This is a genomic window from Scardovia inopinata JCM 12537, from assembly GCF_001042695.1.
Lineage (GTDB): Bacteria > Actinomycetota > Actinomycetes > Actinomycetales > Bifidobacteriaceae > Scardovia > Scardovia inopinata.
Window position 1 is genome coordinate 1,003,956 of sequence record NZ_AP012334.1, and the last position, 13,352, is coordinate 1,017,307.

Consider the following 13,352-nt stretch of genomic DNA (forward strand, 5'->3'; position numbering starts at 1 on the left):
AATTCAAATTTGTTACTTGATGTCCATGATCCACCGGCCAAGAAAATTCATCTGCTCTTCTGTATGAAACCAATGCTCTCCGTTTTTCATCACGGTGAGTGTTGCGCCAATTTTCTCCGCAAATTTAGAAACGTCCTTGAGAGATGTAAAGTTATCTTTTTCGCCGTATAGGATGTGGGTAGATATCTTCCAGTTGATTTCCTGTTCCCTTGCATAGGAAAGATACTTCCAAGATAAGGTCTGCCCAAAATAAGTTTCAACCGTACCTGCTTCACGCAGGTCATCCTCACTCACATTTGCGAGCCGCATCATATTCTCAATGAGCTTTGGCATATTCACGACAGGAGAGATGAAAAAGGCTTCTTCAATATTTTTCTCTGCCAGAGCACTCATAGCAAAATAAGCGCCAAGGCTGCTTGCGATAAGCTTCACCGATTCATATTGTCCGCAAGCAGCATCAAAGAGCTTCGGAAACTCAGCCTCTGCTTCCCATGGAGTTGTTGCTTGATAGTCCAGCCCAACAACATCGCAGTTTGTAAAAAGCGACGCGTAATGCTCGGCTTCTTCTGCGATTCCTCCCTGTCCGTGAAGGTATAGAATAACGGAATTCATAACATTTTTCTCCAGCAACTCAATTTTCTGCAGATTCTCCTGTATTTAGGCTAATACATCGCTTATTGTGCGAATTATCGTGTCTGTACCGCCAAGATTAATCATTTCAGCTCTCAGACTGCGTGCTTTGTCTCGGTAAGTCTCGTCTGATTCAACTGCAGTCAGTGCTTCACGCAGGGAGTCGGCACTAATCCCAGCAGTGCTCAAATTAATTCCTACACCAGCTTGTTCGATACTTCGGGCGTTAAATTTTCTTTCAAATGCTTTGCCGGGGAATACGATTGGCGGAACGCAGTAACTAATAGCGTCCATAATAGAATTCTGACCGCCATGGTTGATGAATACCTTCGCCTTGGGAAGCAGCTTGGAAAAGTCTGCTCTTTTCACAAAAGTTATGTTGTCAACCTGCTTTTCGACATTCGCACCAGCGACTATTATCTTATAACCAGAATCTGCAAAAGCTTCTATCAGCATTTTTTCAAATTTATGCGGGCTCACAGAACCGCTGCCCATATATGCCAGTATAAGATCCTTCTCTTGCTCATCAAATTGCGCTGGTTTTTTGAGGAATCCGCAGTATACAACTTTCGTATCATCTATCGGTTCAAGAGACGGGGAACTTGGTATGAACTTTTGCTCCAACCAATTAAACAACTCCAGCGATGAATCTATCTGAGGCAGTGAAAACTCGCGCACAAAGCGCCTGACTCCAGATGCATACTGTGGTGCACTCGCATATTCGGCACGTGTCGTATATGAAGACGATCCGAATGCAGGTACTCCTTCGAGTTTAGCGGCGAGTATCGCAGAAATATTGACCTCAGAATAGACTGCATCCGGAGAAAATGCTCGGATTGCTTCTCTAATAGACCTAACGCTGCGGCAAATGTACTGATAATCAAGAGCACCGCTAAAACGCAGCACATTCTCGAAACTTTTTACTTGTATTTTTCCAAGGAGTCCCAGTTTATTTACAGCCGGAAGGATACGCGTCGATACGAAATCCGGAAGACCCATTGGAGAGGGGTCCGGTATGTGAAACGTATTCATTCCTTCAGGTGGATGACAGTTTCCATCTGGAGCAACCCCCATAAGAACCTCATGACCAGATTCTTGAAATGCACTGCCAATAGCAAGTGCTCGTGACCATGGTCCGCTTGTGGCTGCCCGGGCGAACATAGGAACTATGAGTATTTTCATAGAGAGCCTTCTTCCCGCCGTTTGACCTATTGTGTCTGCAACGGCTTAGAGCTGATTACTACTCATGGCAATACAAGAGATTTCAGACCTTTATCCAGTTGTGCGAGTCCTTCTTTAACCTCTTGATATTTGCTTTCTTCTCCGAGATACATATCATGCACCTCTTGTGCAAAGTGTACTATAAAATCTAGTAAAAGTCTACTTACACAGTCCCCTTTCTATCCTCGCAGTAGCCAACAATCCTGTCCGCTCTGCCTAGCCTCCTGGTGCAGTTCGCGCAGAGCCTTTTCGAGCGATAAAAACACAAGTCATATCGGCAAGCGGGGCTGTTTGGAATCAACCACAGCTCACGGATAACCCTTGTTTACTGGCTTTTCAGACTTCTGGTGTGTTATGTCTTGACATCAAGCAGATGGTCTCCACGTGATGAGTTAAGGGATAAATATCATACGCATGAATGGAGGTCAACTCATATCCTCCCTGCCTGAGATAAGAAATATCCCGGGCAAGACTGGCAGGATTGCAGGAGATATAAATAATGGTTTCCGCCTGGGATGAGGACAGAAGATTGCAGACTTTACGGCCAGCACCTGAGCGGGGAGGATCAAGAAGAATAATCTGGGGGTGAGCCAATGTAGTGTCGCTGAGATTCTTCAGAGTTTTATAGACATCGCCTTCCTGGGAAGTGATCGTGTCCAACCCTGCGGCGGCACTGTTTTCTCTGGCATTTTTTACAGCCACAGGAGCACCTTCTACGCTGAGAATACGAGCCTGAGGAAAAGCCGTCGCAGCAGCAAGAGTAAAGAGGCCAGAGCCGGAATAGAGATCCCAGATCAGGGAAGAGTCCTTCCCACCGGCTGAGAACATGCGCTGAACAGCTTCGGATACCAGTATCTGAGGAGCCATTCTATGGACCTGCCAAAAGCCCTCGGCATCAACCGTATAGGAGAGATCCAGCGGAGAATTCTGTATGAAAGGAAGAGTAACAACCACTTTCTCAGTCAGATTCCTTCTGCCGGAGACAACTTTTCCATTAACCAAAAAACCAAAATTCCCAGTTTGACTGGCAGACTGCTGTACGCCAGCTTCCTGACCGGGAGTCTGCCCCACACTGGATTCTTGCCCCGGTCTGGGCTCAGGTACGCTGATTCTGATATGATCTCCGAGCTGGAAAGTCTGTGACCACCATCCCTGTTCCTGAGCAAGATTCAGCAGCCGCCGGGAAGCCAGCGGCATGGTGTCAAGAGGGAGAAGATCATGCGATCCCCTTTTACGCATAGCCAGATGTCCATTATTGCCGGCAACCAGGTCTAGACGGGTCCTCCAGTGCAGACCATCTTCCGGCTCATCCTCCGGTACCTGGGTCAGGGGCACTGTTAGATCTAAACCCGCCAGATGCTTCATCTGCTCTTCAACAACGGTCTGCTTCCACTGGGTCTGTCCCTGACGGGAAACATGAACCAGATCAGCTCCGCCCAAACCGCCTGCCCAAGCCACAGGACCGGCCAGAGGCCAGACTGGTTCTACCCTATCCGGGCTGGCCTCCAGGACCTCTGTTACTTCCCCAGTCCATAAACGATCTTTCTTCCTACGGGGTTCGTCCAAGAGAATTTTTACCCTCTCCCCCGGCAAAGCAAAACGAACAAAAACTACCCGACCATCAATGTGAGCTATACACCTGCCCTGATCAGCATAGCGTTCAATGGTAACTTCAGCTTCCATCAGATCTCCCAGGCCTTCATTTGCTGTCATTCTCATCTGGAATACCAGCTGCCTGCGCTTCCTCAAAAGCCTGCTGACGCTGCAGCTTGGTTCTATGCAGATCATCCGCAAGGACCAGCCAGGTAATCCACAATGCCAGAGCAAAAAATGGAATGCCTAATACCAGGCGGGCAGCTCCCAGCGCCCCCAGTGCTGACAGAAAATAAAGGGGAACTTCCGTCAACAGCCGAATCAGGAAAAGGCCTGTCCAAACAAGTGTTGCTCGAACATATGCCTTATGAAGCCCCCTGTCGTTGTTCCAGGAATCAAGCCAGACAGAAAAAGCCGGAAGCCCCTTTTCTTTTTTCACCTGCCCCCGTCCCAGCTCAATCAGAAATCCTAGAGCAGGAACCTTAACCGCCAGCGATACCAGCAAAATAAGCAGACATACGGCGTTGATCACAAACCCGGGAAAATAGAAATTGCGGGCATCTTTACTCAGCCAGGCAGACAGCAGACAGACAGCCACCACAATCAAACCCGACAGAGCACCCAGGGCAGACTGTTTTTGGATCAGGCGAACAAGAAGCTCTGCAAGAGCCAGGATGGCTGAGAGCAGAACAGTCCAGCCCAGTGACCGGGTAGCAATAAAGAGAACAATAAACGCCAGGGCGGGCAGAATCGATTCAATAATTCCCCTCACTCCACCTATGGCGTTCATGACGGAAAAGTTATCGCCAAAATTATCCCTGGAAAAAGGCTGCAGTGGCCCTGTCATCGCATTTCCGAGAAAAGAGGACCTCGGGTCAGTGTTGTCTGAACCGTCGTCTGAACATCATAACCATTGGGTTTTACCGGCCGCTTAACCTTGTCTGCCAGATCATCGGCATCATCGTCATCCTCATGAATTTCTTCAGGCATAGTCATGGGAATCAGGTCGCGGGGAGCCAAGGGCTCATTACCGCGGTTGACCACTATCTGTGCAAAGAAATCATCAAAATCTTTACGAGGGTCGGTATCTTCCTGAGCAGCAGGACCGGTAAAAATACCCCTGAGCATCCAGCGAGGCCCATCAACGCCCACAATCCTGGACATAAAGGTTTTATCCTTGACCTTTACAGGAAGCAGGACTTCAGTTCCAAAATCCCCTTCCTCTTCTTTGGCTTGAGAATTGGATTGAATCAGTTCCTGGCGAATGTCATCCCACAGACTCATAGTCTTAGGGGCAGCGAAAGCTTCCAATTCCAGGCTGGAATCATTGACGGTGATGGTAGCTCCCACAATTGTCTGTTCCCCCTCCTGATTCCTTTTTGCTTTCAGCCTCAGCTCAGCGTTCTCCATCAAAGGCAGATACATGGAACCGATATCAATCATTCCGTCAAAATCCGGCGCATCCTCGTCATGAACATCCCAGGGACCCAGAGGAAGATCATCAGCAATATCCTGATCATCGGCTTCCAGATCAGCGTCAAGCTGATCAGTATCAGCCTGATCCTGCTTGTCACCTGTATTTTCAGCTTCTTTTTTCTGCTCGGAAGCCTGTGCTTTCTTTGATTTCTTGCCAAAACCAAACATCTTTTTTCCCTATCAATTTGAGGTGCGAGCGCAGCGGTGATCATATGAAGAACCAACCTGTCTGTGGAGACTGCTCACTCTTGTTGTCCAAACGCCTTGATTATGCCAAGGCAACCTGTAGGTTAGCTGAATTATATCAGTATCCTGTCCTTTAACATACCTTTGGCATAAGGCTTTGCATAACCATTGGTATTGTAGCCTCTACCCTACCGAAATCTTATGAACTCTGGGGAATCCGCCGAATTTGTGTATAGAGGGGCAGCCCGTTCCAGTTCAGAGAAAATCCCCGCACTGTCAGTGAGCTGACCCCAAAGGAATTCTTGTAAAAGAGGGGGATTGCCGGCAGTTCTTGGAGAAGCAGCTCCTCAGAACTGCGGTAGAGGTTGGAAGCAGAGCTGCCCGTTGTTGCTGTGATGGCTTTAGACAGTATTACATTGAATTCCTGGTTATTATAGCCGCTAATATTAATAGCCGGCGAGTCCAGGGTTTGAGTGGAAAAAACCGGCATGAGAAAGTCCCAAGCAAGGAGAAGGTTTGGCCGCCAGGTATAGGCGGCAAAACCGTTGACAGTCTGCTTTTTTAGACTCTGAATCATGGCAGTTGTGGTTGTCCAGCCGTGAAGGATTACAGTGACTCCCAAAACCTTGGTCAGCTGCCTGCTGATGGCTTGATAAAGTTGCGGATTGTCTGCCTGAGCATCGTAGGAAATGGTGATAACATCCTTACTGGACCAAGCCTTGATTTTGTTGGCTTTCTGCCATAAGTTCCGGGCCTGAACAGAACTGTAGGTCAAAACCTGGCCGCCAGACAGGCTATCAGTGTAAGCCATGACTTTGGGACTGAGGAAATCAGTAGCCGGAAGCGCCAGATTAGGCATTGCCTGGGAGATCATGGCGGTTCTGCGCAAAGCTCGGGAGATAGCCTGGCGACGCAGGGCTCCTTCATCATCCAGTCCAAAATGTTTCTGTTTCCTGCCCACAACCAGCATGGTCACTTGAGAACCAGAAGCATTGGTATTCTTTACCAGGGGGTCAGACATAAAGCTGGTATAAGCCTGGGAAGGAACAGTTTCCAAAAGATCCAGCTTGCCTTCCTGAACATCCTGATAGGCTTTGATGCTGCTGGTGTAGAAGATAAAAATAATCCCATCATTCTTCGCCTTCCTCACATCCTTGTAATTGAGGTGAGTAACCAGGGTGATGGAAGAAGCTGTTCGCTCCCAGAATTGGTAGGGACCGTTGCCAACAGGATGTTTGGCGAAGGCTTGCGGATTGGAATAGAAAGAGTCGGGAAGAGGGTAAAAAGCTCGGTGACTGAGCAGGGAGATAAAGTTCAGACACGGTTTACTCAATTCAATCACGAATGTCTGATCATCAAGAATAGTCAGGCCAGAAAGTTGTTTCGTTTCAGAAACACCTTTTTTTCGTAGATCAGCATAGCCTTGTATAAGGGACAGATAGCCGGCATTGGGCTGTTTATTGGCAATGTTGGCTTCATAGCTCCAAGCCCGGGTAAAGGAGCTGGACGTGACTTCAGTCCCGTTGCTGAAGCCTAGGTCAGACTTCAGGGTTACCGTGAATGCGGTGTAATCCTCGTTGGGTTCAATGTCTTTGGCTGCGTCATAAGTCCATTTTCCGGTGCCGTCGGTTGTGACCAGTCCGGAGAAAATCAGATCCACAATCCGGGTGCTCGAACTATCCTCTGCCTGGCCGGGAGTAAGGGGGTCAGTAGGTTTGGTGTCATAAGCTCGAATCATGTTTGTCACTTCCTGATTACTTCTTTCAGAAGAAGAGGATGAGGAAGGGGATGAGGAAGACGGAGATGAAGGCTGTCCCTCTTTTTCGGCGACAGATGAACCAAAGCCGCAGGCGGTCAGGGCCAGACAGCAGGCCAAGGCAGAAACCGCAGCAGTCAGGGCCCGGCCTGCCCTGCCCAGCCGTATTTTTTCAAACCTATGCGTCCGCATATACTTTACCTACCTGTAATCCTGACTCATACCTGCACAGACTCCTGCTATTCTACTATGCACGGGGAAAGGCCTGCTGATATTTCCGGGTCAGCTGTTCCATGGATACATGAGTATACCTTTGTGTGGTTGCCAGGGAAGAATGTCCCAGCATTTCCTGCACCTCCCGCAGATCAGCTCCACCGTCAAGCAGGTGGGTAGCAGCTGAATGCCGCAAAGAATGGGGACTGATATCGGGAACGCCTGCTTCAGCTGCAAGTCTGTGCACCACTTGCCTGACCTGACGCTGATTGATTCTTCCTCCCCTGCTTCCTACAAACACTGCCTCAGAATCCTGCCGGTCCTCATTTTTCTTACTGCCAGCACTACTCCCGTCGGCACTGTTTTTCCTGACCAGGGAAGGCCTTCCTCGATTCAACCATTCCTGCAGAGCATGGGAAGCAGGTGCACCAAAGGGGACAACTCTCTGTTTGTTTCCCTTACCTGTTACCTTTACTGTTCTGCTGGAAAAATCTATATCACCGGTGTTTAATCCGACCAGCTCGGCCACTCGTATGCCTGTAGCGTACAGAAGTTCAACTATGGCATCATTGCGCAGGTCGATGGCTGTCCGCCCGGATTGCTCTTTCCGATCAGTCTGGTACACTTCTTCTGCTTTATCCATCAAGGCAGAGGCCTGTTTTTTAGTTAGAACAGAAGGCAGAGTCTGAGGAAGCCGAGGGGTCCCCAGATCGGCAGCTGGGTCCGAATGACTAAGCCCATGGACATAGGTGTAGGCAAAAAACCCACGAACAGCAACAATCTTCCTGGCAAGCGAAGATTTTGCCAGCCGACGGGATTCATACGCCATCCACATACGAAGAAGATCCGTATTCACTTTTTCTATGGAATCTACCCCACGCAGGCTCAAAAAATGGAGGCATTGATCTACATCACCCCTATAGGCTGTCCTTGTATGCTGGCTCAAACCCTGATTTTCGGCTAGAAAGTCCTCATATGCTTTCAGCTTTTCCTCATACCACATACTCTTACTCTAGCTCAAACTCATCAAAGCTCAAACTCAGACGTCAATGCAGACAACCAATCAAATCTCAGTGAGAGTCTGACTGTATAAGGGAGCGTCCGGGAATGGCATCTAACAGATCCTGTGTGTATCGGGTTTGAGGGTGAGAAAAGATATCCTCAGTTGCTCCTTTTTCCTGGACTCGTCCTGCCTGCATGACTATTAGCTCATCAGCTATCTGCCTGACCACAGCCAAATCGTGTGTAATAAAAATATAGGCGAGACCCCTCTCTTCCTGCACATCTGCCAGCAAATGGAGGATCTGATCCTGAACCAGCACATCCAGAGCCGAAACAGCCTCATCAGCTACCACTACAGTAGGGTCCAGAGCAAAAGCCCGGGCTATAACCACCCGCTGTCTCTGTCCCCCTGACAGCTCATGAGGATATTTATTCATTGTTTCCTGGGGAAGAGCCACCAGGTCCAGAAGCTGAGTAATTCTCTGGTGTCGTTGCCGTCGATTTCCATAATGATGAATCCGGAGAGGCTCTTCCAAAACCCTGTAAATAGAATACATCGGATCCAAGGAAGCAAAAGGATTCTGAAAAACCGGCTGAACCTGGCGGCGAAAATCCAGCAGCTGAGCGCGGGTCAGCTTGTCTGTCGGCTGCCCCATAAAGAGGACCTGACCTGATGTCGGCTTGGTTAAATGCAGTATCATTCGGGCCAGGGTTGATTTTCCTGATCCGGACTCTCCCACTATGGCAATCGTCCGACCTGGATACAGATCAAAGGAAACAGAGTCCACAGCCTGAAAACTGCCGGCAGACCCGGGCAGGGGGAATTTTTTGCTCAGTCCTCTGACCTGCAAGAGGGGGATGTCCCGTTCGTTTGGCGGCCTCTGTGGCTTCCCGGATCTTATTCGCTGGGAAGAAAGAGAAGGAGCCGCATGTATCAGTTTTTGCGTATAAGGATGCTGAGGATGATGCACAACGTCAGGACCAGGGCCAAATTCAACGATCTCTCCCTGGTGCATAACGGCAATTTGATCTGCCCTTTGGGCTGCCAGGCCCAGATCATGGGTGATGAAAAGAACAGAAGTTCCTAAAGATCTGGTCAGGGACTGCAAATTATCGAGAATTTTCTTTTGAACAGTAACATCGAGAGCAGAAGTGGGCTCGTCAGCAATCAGCAGAGCCGGTCTCTGAGCCAGAGCCATTGCAATGAGAACCCGCTGTCGCATTCCGCCTGAAAATTGATGGGGATATTGGCCTGCCCTCTCTGCTGCATCCTTCAGACCGGCTTCCTGAAGTAAGGCAATTACCCTGTCGTCGGTTTCTTTTGCTGCTTCGACTCTTTTTCGTGGGTCAAGTCTATCCAGCAAGGTCTGCCTCCCACTGGCGTTTAGCTTCACGGCATTAGCCCGCAGAGCTTCAGCAACCTGAGTTTTCACCGTCCAGACCGGATTGAGGTTAGTCATAGGATCCTGAGGAACCAGCCCAATAGACTGTCCCCTGATTTTTTCAAAATCTTTATTGCTGTAGCCGCTTATTTCTTTTCCTTGAAAACTGATGGAGCCAGAAGTTATATGGCCGCTGTCAGGTAAAAGACCTAAAACAGACATTGCCGTCGTTGATTTTCCTGAACCTGATTCCCCCACCAGGGCGACCCATTGACCTGGCCTGACGGTCAGGGAGACCTTTTTCACTGCGGTAAATGACTGGGGATGTCTGCTTCTGGATTGGGAAAATTCCACGGTCAGGTCGGATATTCTCAGCAGAGGGTCAGAAGCAGAAGCGGCATTCGCTCTTAGTTTCGTCTTACTCATATGCACCTATTTCTGATGGGGATCGAGAGCATCTCTGACAGCATCCCCCATCATGATAAAAGCCAGAACAGTTAGGGCCAGGGCGGCGGATGGATAGAAGAGAACTGAAGCAGAAGTGGTCCTCAGCAGATCTTTTCCGCTGGAAATATCAGCTCCCCAGCTGATACTGCTGGAGGGCAGTCCCAGCCCCAGAAAACTGAGGGTCGCCTCCAAAACGATGTAGGTACCCAATGACGTTGTGGCAGTAACTATAATCGGGGCCAGAGAATTGGGAATAATATGATGAGTCAGGTTTCTTACGGCAGATGAGCCCAAAGCTGCGGAAGCCATATTATATTCCTGATTTTTGGTTTCTATAACTGCTCCTCTGGCTATCCGTGCTTCTGATACCCAGCCGAAGAGGGACATGACCAAAATAATCTTCCACGCGGCGCCCTGGTTTTTAAACATTTGCAGTATTACTATGGCTCCCAGGAGGAGGGGAAGGGCAAAGAAAATATCGGTAATTCTCGACAGAAGAGAATCAACCCATCCTCCAAAAAAGCCTGCAATCGTGCCGATAATTCCTCCAATCAGGGCAGTCACCAGGCTTGTCATAAGCCCAATAAAAACAGAAGTCCGGGTCCCATATATGACTCGCGCGTATATATCACACCCTTGCATGTCAAAACCGAAGGGATGCCCTGGCCTGGCAGGATCCAAGGAGTTATCCAGAGTGCAGTAGAAAGGATCGGTCCTGGTAAAAAGTTTGGGAAAAAGGGCTGCCAGGGCAATAAGAACGATCAGGCAGGAAGCAATAATAAAAAGAGGATTTCTTCTGAGGCTTCGCCAAGCATCAGCCAGAAAATGCGACGATTTCATTCCCGATCAGTCTCCTTTCATAGCAGAGCGAATTCTGGGATCCAAAGCTGCATACAAGAGGTCAACTGCAAGATTACAGACAATGAAAATGAGGACTAAAAGAGTAACCACAGAAACAACCAGGGTGGTTTTTCCCCGAACAATCCCATCGTACAGGGTATAGCCAATTCCATGAATATTAAAAATTTCTTCTGTCACCAGGGCTCCTGCCATCAGAGCTCCCAGATCGCTGCCCAAAAAAGTTATCACTGGAATCAAGGAATTTCTCACAATATGACGAAGGACAACCTGACGGCTGGATAAACCTTTTGCCATAGCTGTCCGTACATAATCCGCTCTTTTGTTGTATGCTACCTGTGTCCTGGTCAAACGGATAACGTAAGCCATCGATTCAGTCCCCACCACCATGGCGGGCATGAGCAAATCCAGAAAGCCAGTGTCAGATCCGGTCGTGACCGGCAGAATCCTCCACTTAACTCCAAGGAAATATTGAAAAAGATAGGCGGTTACAAAAGTTGGCACAGAAATGAGCAGTAAAGATATGACCAGGATGACCGAATCGTACCACCGTCCCTTATTCAATCCTGAAATGATGCCAAAAACAACGCCGAAAAGGGCTTCAAAAATGAAAGCCATCACAGCCAGTTTTGCCGTGACCGGAAAGGCCTGAGAAATCACAGAACTAACCGATTCTCCCGAGAAGGTATTGCCAAAGTGAAAGGTAAGAGCATTCTTCAGGAAAAGGAAGTACTGGACCAGGAAGGGTTTGTCAAGATTATATTCCGCCCGGATTTGCGATACCACAGCCATGTTGACGGTTTTACCGCCGAACATAGCTACTATAGGATCTCCCGGCAGGGCAAAAACAAGAGAGTAAATAAGCAGGGTCGCTCCCACAATGACAGGGATCATCTGAAGCAGCCGGCGCAGAAAGTACTTCCTCATACGATCTGCCTCACTTAGTTAGCTGATAATAAGGAGGAATGGCGTCCCACTCTATAACGAATCCGCCTATTCCAGCCGTGCAGACCCCATAATTATTCACATAATAGAGAGGAACGACCGGCAGCTGATGCAGCAGAATTTTTTCCGCCTGTTGGTAGAACTCAATGGATTTACTGGTTGTTTTCGCCAAGGCAGCCTGATCAATCAGGCGGTCGAAGTGAGGGTTCTGGTAATCGGAATAATTAGATCCATTCCCGTGAGCAGCTGAAGTCGAATATAAAGGCTTCAAATAATTCTCAGCAGCTGGATAATCAGGAATCCAGCCAGCCTTGTAAATCGTCTTCAAGGTCCGTTTATCAATCTGGTCGCTGAATTGGCTGGATGTAGCAATAGGATCTGTTTGCACCGATACTGACAGAACGTTCTTTAGCTGATTTGCCAGGGCATCAAAGACTTCCTTGTTTCCGCTGTCGCTGTTATAGGAAAGGATGATAGTATCGCTGGGAGACCAGGGACTGATGGCATTAGCCTGTGCCCAGAGCTTTCTGGCTTTGACCGGATTGTAGGATAGGATCTTATCCCTGTCTATGGAAGAGGAATGTCCGGGGATTCCAGGAGCAATAAAGTCAGTTGCTGCGGTTGCTGCACCAGCCAGGATCTTCGTAGTTAGTTTTTCCCGGTTAATTGCCAGGGAAACAGCCTTCCGGCGCAGGATGCCCTCTGTTGTAGCGCCAAAGTGCTTGAGTCCTGCAGCAAAACGGAGGCCGAAAGTCGTAGCCCCGGCTTTATTGTATGCCTTGATGGTGGTGTCAGTCTGAAAAGTTCTCAAGGCTGATACCGGAACAGTATCCATGACATCCAGATTTCCTGCTTCCACATCGGAATAGGCTGAACTGGGATCAGTGTAGATCTTAAAGGTAATACCGCCATTTTTGACTGTAAAATTACCTTTATAATATGGATTTTTTATAATTTCTATTTGTTTATTATGGGTCCATGATTTAAATTTATAAGGACCATTACCGACGGGATGTTCCCCGAATTCCCTGGGGTTGGCAAAAAAAGATTGAGGCAGGAGCGAAAAAGCTGTATACCCCACCATGACAGGAAAAGCCTGGGAAGGTTGGGTTAAATCTACCGTAAACGTGGTCTTGTCGACCACCTTCAGACCCGACAGCTGGGCGTGGGCTGAAATCCCTTTTTTCTGAAGATCACCATAACCTTTAATGATGGAAAAGAAGCTGGAAGTCAACTGGCCGTTGGCAGAATTGGCCGTATAACTCCAGGACCGGGTAAAAGAAGACGCTGTCACCGGGGTTCCATCACTGAATTTCCAACCCTTTTTCAGCTTGATCGTATAACGCCTATTGTTTTTTTCTGTTCGGATGCTCTGTGCCACTTCATTGTGGGCTTTTCCCTGTGGATCAAAGGAGACCAATCTGGAATAGAGCATAGTCAGTACCCTGTATCCCCCGTTTTCATTGGTTGTTCCTGGTGTCAGCCTGGTTTGAGGTTCAGTTGTATAAGCAGTAATAATGGAATTGGCAGAAGAAATTCCTGGCTGCTGCCCTCCTCCTGATGCTGAGCAGGCTGACACACCAGCAGCAAGGGCTGGCATAGCCATGAGCGAAATCACGATTTTATAAGGACGCTTCATCCTA

General features: G+C 48.5%; 11 protein-coding genes. All 11 read right to left on the minus strand.

The genetic code is table 11. From position 1 onward, the window contains the following. Positions 1–12: 12 nt before the first annotated feature. On the minus strand, positions 13–612 hold the full coding sequence (locus SCIP_RS04120; RefSeq protein ID WP_006293263.1) for an alpha/beta fold hydrolase: 600 nt from the start codon (positions 610–612) through the stop codon (positions 13–15). Positions 613–657: 45 nt separating this feature from the next. Further along, positions 658–1,812: a glycosyltransferase gene (locus tag SCIP_RS04125; RefSeq protein ID WP_040590643.1), complete on the minus strand. Its 1,155-nt coding sequence runs from the start codon at positions 1,810–1,812 to the stop codon at positions 658–660. A gap of 375 nt (positions 1,813–2,187) precedes the next feature. Further along, the gene (locus SCIP_RS04130) at positions 2,188–3,534 is read right to left on the minus strand and encodes a class I SAM-dependent RNA methyltransferase (protein WP_006293265.1); all 1,347 of its coding nucleotides are present in this window, start codon (positions 3,532–3,534) and stop codon (positions 2,188–2,190) included. A gap of 16 nt (positions 3,535–3,550) precedes the next feature. Continuing rightward, entirely contained in the window at positions 3,551–4,291 is a 741-nt protein-coding gene (locus tag SCIP_RS04135) for a DUF3159 domain-containing protein (protein ID WP_006293266.1), read from the minus strand. Continuing rightward, positions 4,288–5,088 carry a DUF3710 domain-containing protein gene (locus tag SCIP_RS04140; RefSeq protein ID WP_006293267.1) on the minus strand — a complete coding sequence of 267 codons (801 nt, stop codon included), beginning with the start codon at positions 5,086–5,088 and terminating at the stop codon, positions 4,288–4,290. The genes SCIP_RS04135 and SCIP_RS04140 overlap by 4 nt, the downstream gene beginning before the upstream one ends. Before the next feature lie 217 nt (positions 5,089–5,305). After that, entirely contained in the window at positions 5,306–7,054 is a 1,749-nt protein-coding gene (locus SCIP_RS04145; protein ID WP_006293268.1) for a peptide ABC transporter substrate-binding protein, read from the minus strand. 55 nt (positions 7,055–7,109) lie between these two features. Next, positions 7,110–8,078 carry a tyrosine recombinase XerC gene (locus SCIP_RS04150; RefSeq protein ID WP_006293269.1) on the minus strand — a complete coding sequence of 323 codons (969 nt, stop codon included), beginning with the start codon at positions 8,076–8,078 and terminating at the stop codon, positions 7,110–7,112. A gap of 67 nt (positions 8,079–8,145) precedes the next feature. Beyond that, entirely contained in the window at positions 8,146–9,885 is a 1,740-nt protein-coding gene (locus tag SCIP_RS04155; RefSeq protein WP_006293270.1) for a dipeptide ABC transporter ATP-binding protein, read from the minus strand. A gap of 6 nt (positions 9,886–9,891) precedes the next feature. Further along, positions 9,892–10,746: an ABC transporter permease gene (locus SCIP_RS04160; protein WP_006293271.1), complete on the minus strand. Its 855-nt coding sequence runs from the start codon at positions 10,744–10,746 to the stop codon at positions 9,892–9,894. A gap of 6 nt (positions 10,747–10,752) precedes the next feature. Then, entirely contained in the window at positions 10,753–11,691 is a 939-nt protein-coding gene (locus SCIP_RS04165; RefSeq protein WP_006293272.1) for an ABC transporter permease, read from the minus strand. Between the two features lie 10 nt (positions 11,692–11,701). Beyond that, the gene (locus SCIP_RS04170) at positions 11,702–13,348 is read right to left on the minus strand and encodes a peptide ABC transporter substrate-binding protein (protein ID WP_006293273.1); all 1,647 of its coding nucleotides are present in this window, start codon (positions 13,346–13,348) and stop codon (positions 11,702–11,704) included. Positions 13,349–13,352: the final 4 nt, after the last annotated feature.

Coding starts and splice junctions, on each gene's coding strand:
- SCIP_RS04120 (WP_006293263.1), bottom strand. CDS start 612: ATGAATTCCGTTATTCTATACCTTCACGGACAGGGAGGAATCGCAGAA.
- SCIP_RS04125 (WP_040590643.1), bottom strand. CDS start 1,812: ATGAAAATACTCATAGTTCCTATGTTCGCCCGGGCAGCCACAAGCGGA.
- SCIP_RS04130 (WP_006293265.1), bottom strand. CDS start 3,534: ATGGAAGCTGAAGTTACCATTGAACGCTATGCTGATCAGGGCAGGTGT.
- SCIP_RS04135 (WP_006293266.1), bottom strand. CDS start 4,291: ATGACAGGGCCACTGCAGCCTTTTTCCAGGGATAATTTTGGCGATAAC.
- SCIP_RS04140 (WP_006293267.1), bottom strand. CDS start 5,088: ATGTTTGGTTTTGGCAAGAAATCAAAGAAAGCACAGGCTTCCGAGCAG.
- SCIP_RS04145 (WP_006293268.1), bottom strand. CDS start 7,054: ATGCGGACGCATAGGTTTGAAAAAATACGGCTGGGCAGGGCAGGCCGG.
- SCIP_RS04150 (WP_006293269.1), bottom strand. CDS start 8,078: ATGTGGTATGAGGAAAAGCTGAAAGCATATGAGGACTTTCTAGCCGAA.
- SCIP_RS04155 (WP_006293270.1), bottom strand. CDS start 9,885: ATGAGTAAGACGAAACTAAGAGCGAATGCCGCTTCTGCTTCTGACCCT.
- SCIP_RS04160 (WP_006293271.1), bottom strand. CDS start 10,746: ATGAAATCGTCGCATTTTCTGGCTGATGCTTGGCGAAGCCTCAGAAGA.
- SCIP_RS04165 (WP_006293272.1), bottom strand. CDS start 11,691: ATGAGGAAGTACTTTCTGCGCCGGCTGCTTCAGATGATCCCTGTCATT.
- SCIP_RS04170 (WP_006293273.1), bottom strand. CDS start 13,348: ATGAAGCGTCCTTATAAAATCGTGATTTCGCTCATGGCTATGCCAGCC.